Source organism: Agromyces chromiiresistens, from assembly GCF_029167465.1.
GTDB classification, from domain to species: domain Bacteria; phylum Actinomycetota; class Actinomycetes; order Actinomycetales; family Microbacteriaceae; genus Agromyces; species Agromyces chromiiresistens.
This window is the reverse complement of record NZ_JARFNL010000001.1, coordinates 56,820-71,476: the sequence shown is the minus strand read 5'-3', so window position 1 is coordinate 71,476 and position 14,657 is coordinate 56,820. Positions and strand designations below refer to the sequence as shown.

The following is a 14,657-nucleotide window of genomic DNA, read 5'->3' as shown; positions in this document are numbered from 1 at the left end:
GGAGGAACTCTGCCCATGCACCGCCACGCCCGCCTGCCCCTCGCCCTCACCGCCGTCGCCGCCGTCGCCCTGCTCGCCGGTTGCGCGAGCCCCGCCGGCGCCTCGCAGAGCACCGCCGACGCCGCGAACGGCGCAGGCGGCGAGGCATCCGCCTACCCGCTCACGCTCGACAACTGCGGCACCGAGGTCACGTTCGACGCCGCCCCCGAGCGGGTCGTCACCATCAAGTCGTCGACGCTCGAGCTCATGCTCGCGCTCGGCCTCGAAGACAAGATCGTCGGCACCGCCTTCAGCGACGGGCCCGTGCCCGAGGCATCCGCGTCGCAGGCCGACGGCCTCGAGGTGCTGAGCGACAAGGTGCCCTCGCAGGAGGCGACCCTCGCCGTCGAGCCCGACCTCGTCTACGCCGGCTGGGAGTCGAACCTCTCGGCCGAGGGCGCCGGCGAGCGCGACGCCCTCGGCGCGCTCGGCGTCGCGACGTACGTCGCCCCAGCCGCTTGCAAGGGCGAGGGCTACATGCCCGACCCGCTCACCTTCGACGAGGTGTTCCGCGAGTTCGAGGAGGCCGGGGCGATCTTCGGCGTGCCCGACCGCGCGGCCGACCTCGTCGCGTCGCAGCGCGAGGCGCTCGAGGCGATCACCCCCTCGCAGGACGGGCTGAGCGCGCTCTGGTACTCGTCGGGCGACGACCAGCCGTTCGTGGGCGCCGGCATCGGCGCACCGCAGATGATCATGGATGCCTCGGGGCTCGAGAACGTCGCGGCCGACGTGCACGACACGTGGACGGCCATGTCGTGGGAGGCCGTGGTCGAGGCGAACCCCGACGTGATCGTGCTCGTCGACGCGCCGTGGAACACCGCCGACGCGAAGATCGCCGCGCTCGAGCAGAACCCGGCGACCGCGTCGCTTCCTGCGGTGCAGGGCGAGCGGTACGTCGTCGTCGACTTCCCCGCGACCGAGGCGGGCGTGCGCAACGTCGACGCCGTCGCCTCGATCGTCGACCAGCTGGACGCTTTGGAGGGCTGATGTCCGCGCCTGCCACCCGCGGCACCGATCGTCGAGTCGCCGAAAGCCGTCCTTCCCCCGCTCGGGAAGCGCAGAACTCGGCAACTCGACGGGGCGGCGCGTCTCGCACCCTCCTCTGGGGCGCCGGGCTCGCGGCGCTGCTGGCGGTGTCGATCGTGGTCGCGGTCACGATCGGCCCGGCGGCGCTGTCGCCGGCTGACGCGCTCGCGAGCGTCGGCGCCCACCTCGGGTTCGGCGAGTCGACGCTCTCACCGCTGCGCGACGGCATCGTCTGGCAGCTGCGCATGCCTCGCGTGCTCACCGCCGCCGCGGTGGGCGCGGGCCTCGCCCTCTGCGGCGCCGTCATGCAGGCGCTCACCCGCAACCCGCTCGCCGACCCGTACCTGCTCGGCCTCTCGTCGGGCGCCTCGGTGGGCGCGGTCGTCGTGCTCGTGCTCGGCTGGTCGCTCATGCTGCCGCTCGCCGCCTTCGCCGGCGCGATCGTCGCACTGCTCGCGACCCTCGGACTCGCGCTCGGGGCCGGCCGGGCCGGCCGCGCCGGCGGCTCGGCGGGCGCCCGGCTCTCGCCGACGGCGACCGTGCTCGCCGGCGTCGCGGTGACGAGCGTGTTCGGCGCGATCACGAGCCTCGTCATCTTCTGGAGCGCGACGAACGACAGCTACCGCGAGATCCTGAACTGGCTGCTCGGCTCGCTCGCGGGCACCGACTGGACGTCGGTCGCGATCTCGGGCGTCGCCCTCGTCGTCGTCGGCGTGCCGCTCGTCGCGAGCGCGCGCACGCTCGACGCCTTCGCGGTCGGCGAGACGGGCGCGGCCGCGCTCGGCGTGAACGTCGCACGCAGCCGGGTGCTGCTGCTCGGCGGCACCGCCATGCTCACGGGTGCGCTCGTCGCGGTGAGCGGCTCGATCGGCTTCGTCGGGCTCGTGCTGCCGCACGCCGTGCGCCTCGTCGTCGGGCCGGGCCACCGGGCGCTGCTGCCGCTGTCGATGCTGGCCGGCGCGATCTTCCTCGTGTGGGCCGACACCGCGGCCCGCACCATGTTCGACCCGCGGGAGCTGCCGGTCGGCATCCTCACCGCCCTGATCGGCGGCCCGGTGTTCGCCTGGCTGCTGCTGCGCAGAAGGAGCACGACATGAGCCTCGACCTGTCCCGCGTGCACTTCGACCGCGCCGGGCGCACCATCATCGACGGCATCGACGCGACGCTCCCGGGCGGCGCGCTCACGGCGCTCGTCGGGCCGAACGGCGCGGGCAAGTCGACACTCCTGCACCTCGTCGCCGCGGTCGAACGCGCGACGGCGGGCGACCTCGCCCTCGACGGCCGTTCGCTGCCCGGCATGCGCCGCCGCGAGCGGGCGCGGCTCGTCGCCCTCGCCGAGCAGCAGGGCGAGGTCGACGCGCAGCTCGACGTCGAGGCATCCGTGCTGCTCGGACGAACGCCGCACCTCGGTGCGTTCGCCGCCGTCGGCGCCGACGACCGGGAGATCGCGGCGCGGGCCCTCGACGCGGTCGGCGCGACCGCGTTCGCGCGGCGCTCCGTCGCCGAGCTCTCGGGCGGCGAGCGTCAGCGGGTCGTGCTCGCGCGCGCGCTCGCGCAGCAGCCCGAGCTGCTGCTCGTCGACGAGCCGACGAACCACCTCGACCTCTCGGCGCAGCTCACCGCCCTCGAGCTGCTCGCCGGGCTCGCCCGTGAGGGACTCACGGTCGTCGCGGCGCTGCACGACCTCTCGCACGCCGCCGCGTACGCCGACCACGTGATCGTGCTCGCCGACGGTCGCGTCGTCGCAGCGGGCGCACCGGGCGAGGTGCTCACCGCCGAGCTCGTCGAGCGGGTGTACGGGGTGCGCGCGCAGGTCGTCGAGCACCCGATCACGGGTCGCCCGCTCATCGCCGTCGCGGCGCCGGGGTCGCATGCTGCGGCGCCGGGGTCGTCGCATGCTGCCACGCCTGTCGCTGCCGGCTCGGGCGCGCACGCCGGTCTCGGCTGAACCCACGAGCTCGCGCTGCACACGCGTTCGGACCACGCTCCCGGAGCCCAGGTCACGGAGCACAGAGCACGGAGCACGGAGCGTCGAGCACAGAGCACAGAGCACAGAGCACGGAGCACGGAGCGTCAAGCACAGAGCACGGAGCACGGAGCACGGAGCGTCGAGCACGGAGCCTCAAGCCTCGAGCCCAGAACCCGGACCTGCCGAGGGCGGGGCCTCACCTCCCGCAGTGCATGTCGACAAGTCCACAAATCCACACCGCGCATGTCGACAAGTCCACAAATCCACACCGCGCACGTCCACACATCCACAAATCCACACCGCGCACGTCCACAAGTCCACAAATCCACACCGCGTACGTCCACACATCCACACATCCACACCGCGCGCGGAGCGACCGCGCCTCAGCACGCCGAGGCGGAGACCGCTGCATCGCCGCTACCGGATCTCCGACCGCACGAATTCGGCGACCATCAGCCCGGGTCGAGCGGGGCCCCGCTGCACGTGCAGGAGCACGGCACGGCACGGCACGGCAATGCGGCGAACGACCGGCGTAGCCTTGGCGCATGAGCCCGATGCAGGTCGGCCCGCTGCCGACGATCGAGTGGATCGCCGACGAGTTCCTGCACAACGCCCGCCGCGGGCGCCGCCTCATCGCGGTCGACGGCGCCGACCCCGAGGCATCCGCTCGCCTGGCGGATGAACTGGCGGCGGCGGTCGCCGCCCGCCTCGCCCTCGCACCCGGCCCGACCGACGCGAGCACGGCGGGCCACCGGCACGGCACGACCGTCGTGCGCAGCAGTGTCGGCACGGTCGACGAGGCGACCCTGCGGGCCGAACTCGTCGACCCCTTCCGTGCCCGCACGCTGGTAGGCGCCGAGGGCGACGACGTGGTGCTCGTCGTCGACGGCCGACACCTGCTCGACGACACGGTGCGCGGCGTCTGGCACTTCTCGGTGTGGACGCTCGCGGGCGACGAGCTGCCGCACTCCGGTGCGTCCGTCATCGTCGACGTGAGCGATCCGGCCGTGCCGACCCGGTACTACTACGACTACTGCGCGATCCCGCCGAGCGTGAACCGGCCCGGCCTGCACTGACCCCGCGAAGACACAAAGGGGCTTGCCGCCCCCGCGCCCCGGGTCTAGCGTGAGGGCGAACACGCAGATGTCACCACTTCGGGGGGTCCCCATGGTCAACGTCGATCGCGGCCGCTTCGCGGCCGGCCGCAGCATCATCGCCATCGCCGCGGCGCTCTCGCTCGCGGCGTTCGCCGCACCGACCGCTGCGACGGCCGACACCGCCGCAGCGGGGACCGCCGTCACCGGGCGGCCGGCACCACCGGCCCCGGCGACCTCGACCGGGTTCGGCGGTGCGGTCTCGTCGGTGGATGCCTCGGCGAGCGCCGTCGGCCTCGAGGTGCTGCGCGACGGAGGCAACGCGGTCGACGCGGCAGTGGCCACCGCTGCCGCGCTCGGGGTGACCGAGCCGTACAGCGCCGGCATCGGCGGCGGCGGGTACCTCGTCTACTTCGACGCCGAGACCGGCGAGGTGTCGACGATCGACGGTCGCGAGACCGCACCCGCCGCGATGCCGAGCGACGCCTTCATCGACCCGGTGACGGGCGCGCCCTACGCGTTCGCCGACGCGGTCTCTTCGGGGCTCTCCGTCGGCACGCCGGGCACCCTCGCGACCTGGGAGGCCGCGCTCGACGAGTTCGGCACGACGTCGCTGCGCGACGCACTCCAGCCGGCCATCCTGCTCGCGACGAAGGGGTTCGTCGTCGACCAGACGTTCCGCGACCAGACGCTCGCCAACCAGGCGAGGTTCGCGGCCTTCCCCGCCACGGCCGAGCTCTTCCTGCCGGGTGGCGACGCACCGAAGGTCGGCAGCGTCTTCAAGAACCTCGACCTCGCACGCACCATGCGCCAGATCGCGCTCGGCGGTACCGACGTGTTCTACGAGGGTGCACTCGCCGACGAGATGGCCGCCGTCGCGCAGGCGCCGATCACCACCCCCGATGCGACCCTGCCGGTCTACCCGGGATATCTGACCGCCGATGACCTCGCCGAGTACGAGGTGCTCGAGCAGGCGCCGACGCACGTCGAGTACCGGGGTCTCGACGTCTACGGCATGGCCCCCTCGTCGTCGGGCGGCACGACCGTCGGCGAGTCGCTGAACATCCTCGAGAACTTCGATCTCGCGGGCGCCGACCCCGTGCGGGCGCTGCACCTGTACCTCGAGGCCACGGCGCACGCCTTCGCCGACCGCAACGCCTACGTCGGCGACCCCGCCTTCGTCGACGTGCCGACCGAGACGCTGCTGAACCAGTCGTTCGCCGACGCGCGGGCCTGCGTGATCGACCCGGATGCCGCGTCGGTGAAGCCCGTTCCCCCTGCACCGCTCGATGCGGCCGGTTGCGCGACGGCCGCGCTCGACGAGCCGCTCGACACCGAGAACATCTCGACCACGCACCTCTCGGTCGTCGACCAGTGGGGCAACGCGGTGGCGTACACGCTCACGATCGAGCAGACCGGTGGCTCGGGCATGACGGTGCCCGGGCGCGGGTTCCTGCTCAACAACGAGCTCACCGACTTCAGCTTCGTGCCGAACCCGGCCGACCCGAACATCGTCGAGCCCGGCAAGCGCCCGCGTTCGTCGATGTCGCCGACGATCGTGCTCGACGGCGGGGAGGTGCGCTACGTCGTCGGTTCGCCCGGCGGGTCGACGATCATCACGACCGTCGCGCAGGTGCTCGTGAACCGCATCGACCTCGGCATGACCCTGCCCGAGGCGGTCGCAGCCCCGCGCGCCTCGCAGCGCAACACCGCGGCGGTCGCGGCGGAGCCGGCGTTCCGGGCGGCCTACGAGGCGGCGCTCGCCGAGTACGGGCACACGTTCTCGACCTCGGCCGAGATCGGCGCCGTCGCGGCGATCGAGGTCGACGCCGACGGGCTCATGACGGCGGCAGCCGAACCCGTGCGCCGCGGCGGCGGCACGGGGCTGGTGGTCGAGCCGGCGGGGTGAGCGCGGGGGCTCGTCAGCGGACTCATCGCTGCGGTTCGTGCTGATTCAGCGCCGCTCGGACTCGTCGACCCCAGATCGCCCTCGTGAGGCGCTGCGGCACGTGACCCGACGAACCACGATCGCCACGGCGATGAATACGAGCTCGAGCCCGATGCCGGCGGCCATCAGACCCCATCCGAACGGGTGCGCCGTCAGGGCGATCACGAGTCCGCCGACGACGAGCACTCCGCACATGGCGATGTCGAACAGCGTACCGATCCGGCCGAATGGGCCGAGCCGGATCCCGTCGAACTTGTGTCGTCAGGGCCGGGATCACCGGGCGAGCGAGCTTGAACTCGGTTTCCGACCACTCCGGCCCCATCCCACCAACGCAGCATGTCGCCCGCGATGGGGTCCGCCTACCAACCCGGCTGAACGGAGTCGGGCGGCGGTGGGTGGCTGCTCACGCGAGGGATTCTTGCACGTCGTTCAGCCGAAGGCACGCTATCGTTGCTCCACCGCACTGCAGGGAGCACCGTTGCGCCGAATCCTCGATCTCAGGATCACCCGCTGGGGCTGGAAGCTCGTGTATGTCGTCGCCGCGTACCTGCTGCCGATTCCGGCACCGGCAGCGACAGCGATCGGAATGAGCGATGCCTGGTTCATGACGATCAGTACCGTCTGGACGATCGTCGCCGTGCTCTACGGCGCCCGCATCTTCCGTGGCCGCGGCGAGCCCATCGCGCCCCCTCGACCGTGGTGGCAAATGACCGCGCGACGGACACTCTCGCGAAACCTCGGCGTGTTGTTCGCCGTGGTCACCGTCTCCTCCCTGCTGGGTCTCGTGTTCGAACTCTCAGGCCCGACCGCCCCCAGGACCGCCCTGGTCGTCAGCGTCTTCAGCCTGGTCGAGTTCGGCGTGCTCGCGTTCCTCTATCTCAACTCCGCCGCCAGGCTGCCCCGGCGCGGCGCCCAGCCGACTGAGCCCACCTTCACGCCGAAGCGTCTGCCGATCAGCTGAGCTCGCCCCGGCCGAAATGTCGGAGAATCTGCCGCGAACCGCTCAACTCAGCGCTGAACGAGCGAATCCTCCGACATGTCGACCGGCGGGCGGGCCCGCGCAGCCCGTCTCAGCCGCGCGCCCGCAGCCGCGGCGCCAGGTCGCGCTCGAACAGCTCGAGGAAGCGGCGCTGGTCGTGCCCGGGCGCGTGGAACACGAGGTGGTTGAAGCCCCAGTCGATGTACTGCCCGATCTGCTCGGTCACCCGGTCGGGGTCGGTGCCCACGATCCAGCGCTTGGCGATCACGTCGATCGGCAGCGCATCGGCGGCGCGCTCCATCTCGACCGGGTCGGTGATGTCGTGCTTCTGCTCCTTCGAGAGCGACAGCGGCGACCAGAACCGGGTGTTGTCGAGCGCGGTGTCGAGGTCCTCCTCGTACGAGAGCTTGATCTCGATCATGCGGTCGTACTCGTCGAAGGTGCGACCGTCGTCGCGCGCCGCGAGGCCCTCGCGAACCGCCGGCATGAGCTGGTCGACGTAGAGCTCGGCGCCCTTGCCCGACGTGCAGATGAAGCCGTCGCCGGCACGCCCGGCGTACTTCGCGACCTGCGGTCCGCCTGCCGCGATGTACACCGGCACCGCGACATCCGGCCGGTCGTAGATGGAGGCGTCGTGCGTCGAGTAGTACTCGCCCTCGAAGCTGACCTGCCCCTCGTCCTTCCAGAGCGCGCGCATGAGGCGCACCGACTCGCGGAGCCGGGCGTAGCGCTCGCGGAACTCGGGCCAGTCCTGCTCGCCCGCGCCGCGGAAGCCGGTCGCGATCTCGTTGAGCGCCTCGCCCGAGCCGAAGCCCGCGATGATGCGGTCGGGGTAGAGCACGCCGAGCGACGCGAACGCCTGGGCGAGCACCGCCGGGTTGTAGCGGAACGTCGGCGTCATCACGCTCGTGCCGATCTTCACGGTCGAGGTGCGCTCGCCGACCGCGGCCATCCACGCGAGCGAGAACGGCGCGTGCCCGCCGGTGTGGCGCCACGGCTGGAAGTGGTCGCTCGTGAACACCGACTCCATGCCGTGCCCTTCGGCGGCGACGGCGATCTCGACGAGCTCGCGCGGGTCGAACTGCTCGGCGCTGGCCTTGTATCCGAGGGTGAGGGTCATGTCGTGCTCCTTCTTTCTGCTGGTTGAGCCGGTCGATACCCGATGTGCGGCAGCGATCCCTCGGCGAGCGCGGCGACCGCTTCGGCCGTGCGCCCGCCGACGCCGAGCTGCAGGGCGCGCTCGAGCGCCTCGACGGTGTCGACGTCGCGGCGGAGGCTCGCGAAGGGGGCGCTGCCCGCGAGGTCGGCGAAGCCGGCCTCGCGATGCCGTGCCGCCGACTGCTCGCCGAACGCGGGGCGCATGGGCACGCCCTCCGCGGCGGTCGCGAGGGTCGTGCCGGTTCCGTCGGCGTCGGCGACGAAGGCGAGTGGATGCCTCGCGGCGGCCTCGAGCGCGAACTCGAGCTCGCTCGTGCGGAGGGAGGGCAGGTCGCCGAGCAGCACCGCGACCGGTGCGAGCCCGTGGGTGCGGGCGTGGTCGACCCCCGCGTCGATCGCGGCGGTCAGCCCGGTCGGGGCGGGGCGGGCGGGCGAGCCCGCCTGGGCGCCGTCCGGTGGGGCGTGGCCTTCGGCCGGTGCCGGTTGCGGTTCGCGCACGAGTTCGACGCCGTCGGGCAGCGGCGACCCGAGGTCGACCTCGCCGGTGACGACGACGATGCGACCGACGTTGCGAGTGGCGCGTGCCGCCGCGATCGTGTCGAGCGCGAACGCCCTGGCGAGGGCGGCACGCGCCTCGGCGGGTACGACGGGCCCGAGCCGGGTCTTCGCCGCGGCGAACGCCTTGACGGGGACGACGACGGTCCAGTCGGCCGATCGCGCCTGCGCGGTCGGCCCGGCCGGCGGGAGCGACTCGGCCGAGGCATCCATGCCGGCCCCGCTCATGCGCGCAGCCCCGGAAGCACCTCGCGGCCGAAGACCTCGAGCCATTCGGCCTGGTTGCGCCCGACGTTGTGCAGGTAGATGCGATCGAAGCCGAGGTCGAGGTACCGCTGGATCTCGGCCCGGTGCCGGTCGGGGTCGGCCGACACGACCATACGGCCCTCGAAGTCCTCGGGGCGCACCGTGCGCGCGAGCTGCTCGAACTCGAACGGCGAACGGATGTCGCTGCGCCCGAACCGCATGCCCGCGATCGGCCATTCGGTGAGCGCGTTGCGCATCGCGTCGCCATCGGTCGAGGCCCACGACAGGTGCAGCTGCAGGATCTTCGGCATGCGCCGCACGTCGCGGCCGCCGTCGCGCGCACCGTCGGCGAAGCGCGCGAGCAGCGCCTCGAGCCGGTCCATCGGCCCGGTCGTCGTGATGAGCCCGTCGGCGACGCGGCCGGCACGGCGCGCGGTGACGGGCCCGGCGGTCGCGACGTAGATCTCGGGGGCGACCGGCGGCATCGTCCAGAGCCGGGTCGTCTCGAGCTTGAAGCTCGGGCCGGCGTGGCGCACGTCGCGGCCGGCGATCGAGGCGGTGAACAGCTTCCTGATGAGCTCGACGGCCTCGAACATGCGGTTGATGCGGTCGGGCGCCTCGGGCCAGTACTGGCCGACGACGTGCTCGTTGAGCGCCTCGCCCGAGCCGATGCCGAGCCAGTGCCGGCCGGGGTACATCGAGGCGAGCGTCGCGCTGGCCTGGGCGACGACCGCGGGGTGGGTGCGGAAGGTCGGCGTCGTCACGCCCGGACCGAAGTCGCCGCGGGTGCGTTCGCCGAGCGCGCCGAGCACGCTCCAGACGTGCGAGGCCTGCCCCAGGCGAGGCGTCCAGGGCTGGAAGTGGTCGGTCGCCATGACCCCGGTGAACCCGTGCTGCTCGGCGAGCGCGGCGAGCGCGACCGCCTCGGCGGGAGGGAATTGCTCGAGCATGGCGGCGTAGCCGATGTGCACTGACACTCCTCCATCCTCTCGCGGGTCGACCGGGCGGCGTCACGCCGAGGCATTTCCTCGTGTGCGTCGTGAATCATTGTTTCGGATACTGGATCCAAAAAGCAAGAGCACGCGGATGCCTCGCACTCGCGCCGTCCGCGTCAGCGGCGCGCGGGCGCCGGGGCCGATTCGCGGTCGAGCAACTCGAGCACCGCGTCGCGCACGTGCTGGAGGTGGGAGCGCAGCACGCCGACGGCGTGCTCGACGTCGCCGCCCTCGACGGCCGCGATGAGCTCCTCATGCGAGTGCCCGTGCTCCGCGCCGTCGACGAGACGCCAGCCGAGCACGTACCGGCCGACCTTGAGGCGCAGCTGCTCGATCATCTCCCAGTGCACGGGCCGGCGGGCGGCGTCGTAGAGCTCGGCGTAGAACTCGGTGCGCGCGTCGACGAAGTCGGCGCCCTCCTCCTCGGCGTCGGCGGTGCGCCCGAGCGCATGCAGCCGCTCGAGGCGCTCAGGGGTCATCTCGGCCATCGAGCGACGCAGCGCCTCGACCTCGAGGAGTGTACGGATGTCGTACACCTCGCGCGCGACGTCGGCCGAGAGCGACTTCACCACGGCGCCCCGCCGCTCGTGGAACTCGACGAGCCCGTCGGCCTCGAGCTGGATGAGCGCCGAGCGCACCGGCAGTCGCGAGACGCCGATCGACTCGGCCAGCGTCTCCTGCCGCAGCTTCTGCCCCGGCGGCAGCGTGCCGTTGAGGATCGCATCGCGCAGGATGTCGTAGACCATCACGCCGACCGAGCGATAGCCCGTCTGGTGCTTGCCGGCGAGCTGCTGCAGGGCGTCGGCGTCGAGCCCGGAGCCCGGGGTCCGGCCCGTCGGGGCGGTGAGTTCGCTCATGGCAACCGAATGTATCGGAAGAACCGGCAGCGGGCACAGGGCTTGGATCCAAAAGCCGAAGCCAGTGCGCCGGTGGGGCGGCGGCCTACCCGAAGTCCTCCGAGGTGGAGCGGAGCGACCCCTCGGCCTGGGCCTCGTCGAACCCGGCCCGGTACCCCTCGTCGTACGCCTCGTCGGCGCCCTGCCGGAACAGGTCGCGCTCGCTCGGCCGCTGGATCGAGCGCGCACCGGGCAGGTCGAGGTCGCCGACGTAGCGGTCGAGCCCTCGGACGATGGCGACCGGCACCCCCGACGACTTGCCCTTCACGAGCTCGGCGGCGCCGGCGATCTCGTCGGCCACGCACGGCATCGTCACGGAGAGGGGCTTGCCCGAGGCATCCGTGCCGCCCCGCAGGTCGTCGAAGACGTGCACGCCGGCCGCGCCGATCGCGAGGTCGGTCTGCCCCTCGCGCCAGGGCCGGCCGAGCGTGTCGGAGAGGATGACGCCCACGCGGTGCCCGGTGAGCGCGCGCAGGCCGGTCGCGAGATCGCGTGCGGAGGCGTCGGGATCGACGGGCAGCAGCAGCACGGTGCCGTCGGGCGCGTTCGAGGCGTCGACCCCGGCGGCGGCACCCACGATGCCCTGCCGGTTCTCGACGATGCGGGTGATGCCGCCGTCGTACTCGCGCGTCGCGACGACGCGCACGGTCTCGGCGGTGATCGCGGCTTCGCGGTCGGATGCCTCGACGACGCGCCCCTCGGCCTTCGAGACGATCTTCGACGTCACGACGAGGATGTCGCCGTCGGCGAGCTCGGTCGCCGACGCGATGAGCGCGGCGAGGTCGTCGCCCTTCGAGATCTCGGGCAGCCCGTCGACGCCCTCGACGCTGAAACCTGCAGCCATGGACGCTCCCCCATCGGACTCCGCTGCCGCCGGGTGGCGGCGCAACCATTCTGGCAGTTCACCGGCCCTGCCATAGCGGGCGGGTCACAGGCAAGGGCCTGAACCGACCGGATGCCGCGGCGATACGATCGCGTATGGCCACCGACACCTCCGCCGCGCGGAACGAGACGCCGACCGAGCGCCTCGACCGCAACTGGGCGGACATCCTGCAGGAGCTGCGCTCCGTGCTGACGGGCACGCAGCTCATCTCGGGCTTCCTGCTGGCGGCCGCCTTCCAGCCCCGCTTCGCCGACCTCGACGAGTACGAGCTCGTGCTCTACCTGACGCTCGTCGGGCTCGCCGGCCTCGCCACGGTGCTCGGGCTCGCACCCGTGATCCTGCACCGCATGCTCTACGGGCGCCGCCAGAAGGATCGCCTCGTGCGCACGGGAAACCGGATCCTGTTCGTGCTGCTCGGCGTCGTGTCGCTGCTCGCGGTCGGCGTCGCCGGGCTCATCTTCGACGTCGCGGTCAGCCGCGAGGCCGGCTTCATCGCGATCGCCGTCGCGCTCATCGCCGTCGCGGCGGTCTGGATCGTGGTGCCGGTGCTCGCGCGCAGCGGCGACTGACGCGGCTCGTGGTGTCGCCGGCCTGACCTACGCTGGAACCCATGCGCATCGCCACCTGGAACGTCAACTCGATCCGCACCCGCGTCGGCCGTGTCGTCGACTGGATGGTGCGCGAAGACGTCGACGTGCTGGCCATGCAGGAGATCAAGTGCAAGCCCGAGCAGTTCCCGCACGAGGCGTTCGAGCAGGCCGGCTACGAGCTCGCGCTGCACGGGCTCAACCAGTGGAACGGGGTCGCGATCGCGAGTCGCACGCCGATCCGCGACGTCGAGATCGAGTTCCCCGGCATGCCGGGCTTCCTGAAGGGCCACGACGGGCCCGACCTGCCGAAAGAGGCACGGGCGATCGGCGCCACCGTCGACGACGTGCGGCTCTGGAGCCTCTACGTGCCGAACGGCCGCGCGCTCGGCGACCCGCACCTCACCTACAAGCTCGACTGGTACGCCGCGCTCACCGAGTACACCCGCGCCGAGACGACGGCCCACCCCGAGCGTCCGTTCGCGCTCATGGGCGACTTCAACGTGGCGCCGTTCGACGTCGACAACGGCGACCCGACCGTCGTCGTCGGCCAGACCACCCACGTGTCGCCCGAAGAGCGGTCCGCGTTCTTCGCGCTCGAGGGCGCGGGGCTCTCCGACGTGGTGCGGCCGCACGTGCCCGAGGGGCTCTTCACCTACTGGGACTACAAGCAGCTGCGGTTCCCGCGCAACGAGGGCATGCGCATCGACTTCATCCTCGGCTCGAAGGCGTTCGCCGACGCCGTGACCGGCGCGTCGATCCACCGCAACGAGCGCAAGGGCGACGCCCCGAGCGACCACGTGCCGGTGCTCGTCGACCTCGAACTCGGCGACGACGACGGCGACCTGCCGATGATCTTCGGCTGACTCGCCCCGACCGCAACCCCCAGTCATGACGCAGGCGCGCGGGATACGCTCGAAGACGTGACGAGCACGCACCATCCCGGCGCCGACCCGTTCATCGGGGCGGTGCTCGGCGGGCGCTACCGGCTCGAGGCGCTCATCGGCCGAGGCGGCATGGCGAGCGTCTACCGCGCCCACGACGAGTCGCTCGGCCGCGCCGTCGCGGTCAAGCTGTTCGCCGAGGCCGCGGAGGGCATCGACGACGCCGCGAGACGGCGTTCGGAGGTCGCGCTGCTGGCGAGCCTCCAGCACCGAGCGCTCGTCCGCCTGTACGACGCCGCCCGCGACCCCGCGACCGGGCGCGAATACCTCGTGATGGAGCTCGTCGAGGGACGCGACCTCCGCGAGGCGCTTCGGCACGGGCCGCTCGACGCGGCCGACGCGGCCGGGATGCTCGCCGACCTCGGCGAAGCCCTGCACGTCATCCACGACCGCGGCATCGTGCACCGCGACGTGAAGCCCGCGAACGTGCTGCTCGAACCGGCTCACCTGCCCGCGCGCACGTGGAACGCGAAGCTCGCGGACTTCGGCATCGCCCGGCTCATCGACGACGCCCGGCTCACCCGCACCGGGCTGCTCGTCGGGACCCCCGGATACGTCAGCCCCGAGCAGGTCGGGGGCACGCCGGCCGGCCCGGCCTCCGACGTGTACTCGCTCGGGCTGCTCGCGCTCGAGGCGCGCACGGGCCGCACCGCGTTCCCCGGCCCCGCGGCCGAGGCGGCGGGCGCCAGGCTCGTCCGCGACCCCGAGATCCCCGAGGCGCTCGGCGCCGACTGGGTCGCGCTGCTCAGCGCGATGACCGCGCGCGAGCCCGAGGCGCGACCCTCGGCGCTCGAGGTCGCCGTCGCCGCCGGACGCCTCGACACGTACGGCGCCGGCGGCACGGCGACGGGTCCGACGCGGGTGCTGCCGGTCGCGGCCGGCTCGGCGGCGGCCGGCGCGACGGCTGCCGGCATGTCCGGCGCGTACGGAGCCACCGGGGCCACCGTGGCCATGCCGACCGACGAACGCGATGCCCCCGAGGGCGATCGTCGCTCGCGTCGGCGTCGACCGGCCCTCGTCGTGGCCGCCCTCGCGATCGCCGCCGTCGCGATCGTGCTGATCACGCACGCGGTCATCGGTGCGGTGACCACGGGCGGCGAAGCCGACATCGGTCCGACGCCGACGACGCCGGCCGGCTCGAGCACGCCGAGCGAGACCGCGACGCCGACGCCGACGCCGACCGAGGCCGACGACGACAACAGCGGGCCCGGCAACAGCGGCGGCAACCGCAACGACGGCGACAAGGACGACAAGGGCAAGGGGAAGAAGGACGACTGAGCGGGGTCGACGCCGTTGCGCCCCCGGCGCCCGTTCGCCGGGGCGACGCCCTGAGCCCTA

General features: G+C 72.7%; 15 protein-coding genes. 9 read left to right on the top strand and 6 right to left on the bottom strand.

Translation table 11 applies throughout. The annotated features are described in order from the left end of the window. The first annotated feature begins 15 nt into the window (after nt 1-15). The 5 genes from PX701_RS00330 to ggt all read left to right on the top strand — a co-directional run bounded on the left by PX701_RS00330 (nt 16) and on the right by ggt (nt 6,037). Nucleotides 16-1,026 carry a putative F420-0 ABC transporter substrate-binding protein gene (locus PX701_RS00330; protein ID WP_231429569.1) on the top strand — a complete coding sequence of 337 codons (1,011 nt, stop codon included), beginning with the start codon at nt 16-18 and terminating at the stop codon, nt 1,024-1,026. Further along, nucleotides 1,026-2,162 (top strand): putative F420-0 ABC transporter permease subunit, encoded by a 1,137-nt coding sequence (locus PX701_RS00325; RefSeq protein WP_420831033.1) that lies wholly within the window; start codon nt 1,026-1,028, stop codon nt 2,160-2,162. Before PX701_RS00330 ends, PX701_RS00325 begins: the two co-directional genes overlap by 1 nt. Beyond that, nucleotides 2,159-3,013, top strand: coding sequence for an ABC transporter ATP-binding protein (locus PX701_RS00320; RefSeq protein ID WP_275505159.1), 855 nt, complete (start codon nt 2,159-2,161; stop codon nt 3,011-3,013). Before PX701_RS00325 ends, PX701_RS00320 begins: the two co-directional genes overlap by 4 nt. 566 nt (nt 3,014-3,579) lie before the next feature. Beyond that, nucleotides 3,580-4,110 (top strand): hypothetical protein, encoded by a 531-nt coding sequence (locus PX701_RS00315; RefSeq protein ID WP_231429566.1) that lies wholly within the window; start codon nt 3,580-3,582, stop codon nt 4,108-4,110. A 91-nt stretch (nt 4,111-4,201) separates the two neighbouring features. After that, entirely contained in the window at nt 4,202-6,037 is a 1,836-nt protein-coding gene (gene ggt, locus PX701_RS00310; protein ID WP_275505158.1) for a gamma-glutamyltransferase, read from the top strand. Between the two features lie 45 nt (nt 6,038-6,082). On the opposite strand, the gene PX701_RS00305 is transcribed toward ggt, so the two are convergent. Further along, nucleotides 6,083-6,271, bottom strand: a complete 189-nt coding sequence (locus PX701_RS00305) for a hypothetical protein (protein WP_275505157.1) — start codon at nt 6,269-6,271, stop codon at nt 6,083-6,085. Nucleotides 6,272-6,554: 283 nt separating this feature from the next. Between PX701_RS00305 and PX701_RS00300 the strand changes: the two genes are divergently transcribed. After that, nucleotides 6,555-7,037: a hypothetical protein gene (locus PX701_RS00300; protein WP_275505156.1), complete on the top strand. Its 483-nt coding sequence runs from the start codon at nt 6,555-6,557 to the stop codon at nt 7,035-7,037. A gap of 109 nt (nt 7,038-7,146) precedes the next feature. Here PX701_RS00300 and fgd read toward each other — a convergent pair whose 3' ends face one another. The 5 genes from fgd to cofE form a co-directional block, all read right to left on the bottom strand. Further along, nucleotides 7,147-8,175 (bottom strand): glucose-6-phosphate dehydrogenase (coenzyme-F420), encoded by a 1,029-nt coding sequence (fgd, locus tag PX701_RS00295; protein WP_231429562.1) that lies wholly within the window; start codon nt 8,173-8,175, stop codon nt 7,147-7,149. After that, nucleotides 8,172-8,996: a 2-phospho-L-lactate guanylyltransferase gene (cofC, locus tag PX701_RS00290; RefSeq protein WP_275505155.1), complete on the bottom strand. Its 825-nt coding sequence runs from the start codon at nt 8,994-8,996 to the stop codon at nt 8,172-8,174. The genes fgd and cofC overlap by 4 nt, the downstream gene beginning before the upstream one ends. Then, on the bottom strand, nt 8,993-9,991 hold the full coding sequence (locus PX701_RS00285; RefSeq protein ID WP_231429560.1) for a TIGR03557 family F420-dependent LLM class oxidoreductase: 999 nt from the start codon (nt 9,989-9,991) through the stop codon (nt 8,993-8,995). The genes cofC and PX701_RS00285 overlap by 4 nt, the downstream gene beginning before the upstream one ends. A 134-nt stretch (nt 9,992-10,125) precedes the next feature. After that, nucleotides 10,126-10,866 (bottom strand): GntR family transcriptional regulator, encoded by a 741-nt coding sequence (locus PX701_RS00280; RefSeq protein WP_275505154.1) that lies wholly within the window; start codon nt 10,864-10,866, stop codon nt 10,126-10,128. A gap of 85 nt (nt 10,867-10,951) precedes the next feature. Further along, a complete protein-coding gene (gene cofE / locus PX701_RS00275) occupies nt 10,952-11,749 on the bottom strand; it encodes a coenzyme F420-0:L-glutamate ligase (RefSeq protein WP_231429558.1) in 798 nt (265 codons plus the stop codon). Nucleotides 11,750-11,883: 134 nt separating this feature from the next. Here cofE and PX701_RS00270 point away from each other — a divergent pair, with 134 nt between their 5' ends. From PX701_RS00270 to PX701_RS00260, 3 genes are read left to right on the top strand one after another with little or no spacing between them, the layout of a single operon-like run. Beyond that, a complete protein-coding gene (locus tag PX701_RS00270; RefSeq protein WP_231429557.1) occupies nt 11,884-12,357 on the top strand; it encodes a DUF6328 family protein in 474 nt (157 codons plus the stop codon). Between the two features lie 41 nt (nt 12,358-12,398). Further along, nucleotides 12,399-13,241, top strand: a complete 843-nt coding sequence (locus PX701_RS00265; protein ID WP_275505153.1) for an exodeoxyribonuclease III — start codon at nt 12,399-12,401, stop codon at nt 13,239-13,241. A 57-nt stretch (nt 13,242-13,298) separates the two neighbouring features. Then, a complete protein-coding gene (locus tag PX701_RS00260; protein ID WP_275505152.1) occupies nt 13,299-14,597 on the top strand; it encodes a serine/threonine-protein kinase in 1,299 nt (432 codons plus the stop codon). The last annotated feature ends 60 nt before the right edge of the window (nt 14,598-14,657 follow it).

Excerpts from the sequence above, each read along its gene's own strand:
- cofC (WP_275505155.1), bottom strand. The coding sequence starts at position 8,996 with ATGAGCGGGGCCGGCATGGATGCCTCGGCCGAGTCGCTCCCGCCGGCC.
- PX701_RS00330 (WP_231429569.1), top strand. The coding sequence starts at position 16 with ATGCACCGCCACGCCCGCCTGCCCCTCGCCCTCACCGCCGTCGCCGCC.
- ggt (WP_275505158.1), top strand. The coding sequence starts at position 4,202 with ATGGTCAACGTCGATCGCGGCCGCTTCGCGGCCGGCCGCAGCATCATC.
- PX701_RS00315 (WP_231429566.1), top strand. The coding sequence starts at position 3,580 with ATGAGCCCGATGCAGGTCGGCCCGCTGCCGACGATCGAGTGGATCGCC.
- PX701_RS00320 (WP_275505159.1), top strand. The coding sequence starts at position 2,159 with ATGAGCCTCGACCTGTCCCGCGTGCACTTCGACCGCGCCGGGCGCACC.
- cofE (WP_231429558.1), bottom strand. The coding sequence starts at position 11,749 with ATGGCTGCAGGTTTCAGCGTCGAGGGCGTCGACGGGCTGCCCGAGATC.
- PX701_RS00280 (WP_275505154.1), bottom strand. The coding sequence starts at position 10,866 with ATGAGCGAACTCACCGCCCCGACGGGCCGGACCCCGGGCTCCGGGCTC.
- PX701_RS00305 (WP_275505157.1), bottom strand. The coding sequence starts at position 6,271 with ATGTGCGGAGTGCTCGTCGTCGGCGGACTCGTGATCGCCCTGACGGCG.
- PX701_RS00265 (WP_275505153.1), top strand. The coding sequence starts at position 12,399 with ATGCGCATCGCCACCTGGAACGTCAACTCGATCCGCACCCGCGTCGGC.
- fgd (WP_231429562.1), bottom strand. The coding sequence starts at position 8,175 with ATGACCCTCACCCTCGGATACAAGGCCAGCGCCGAGCAGTTCGACCCG.
- PX701_RS00325 (WP_420831033.1), top strand. The coding sequence starts at position 1,026 with ATGTCCGCGCCTGCCACCCGCGGCACCGATCGTCGAGTCGCCGAAAGC.
- PX701_RS00270 (WP_231429557.1), top strand. The coding sequence starts at position 11,884 with ATGGCCACCGACACCTCCGCCGCGCGGAACGAGACGCCGACCGAGCGC.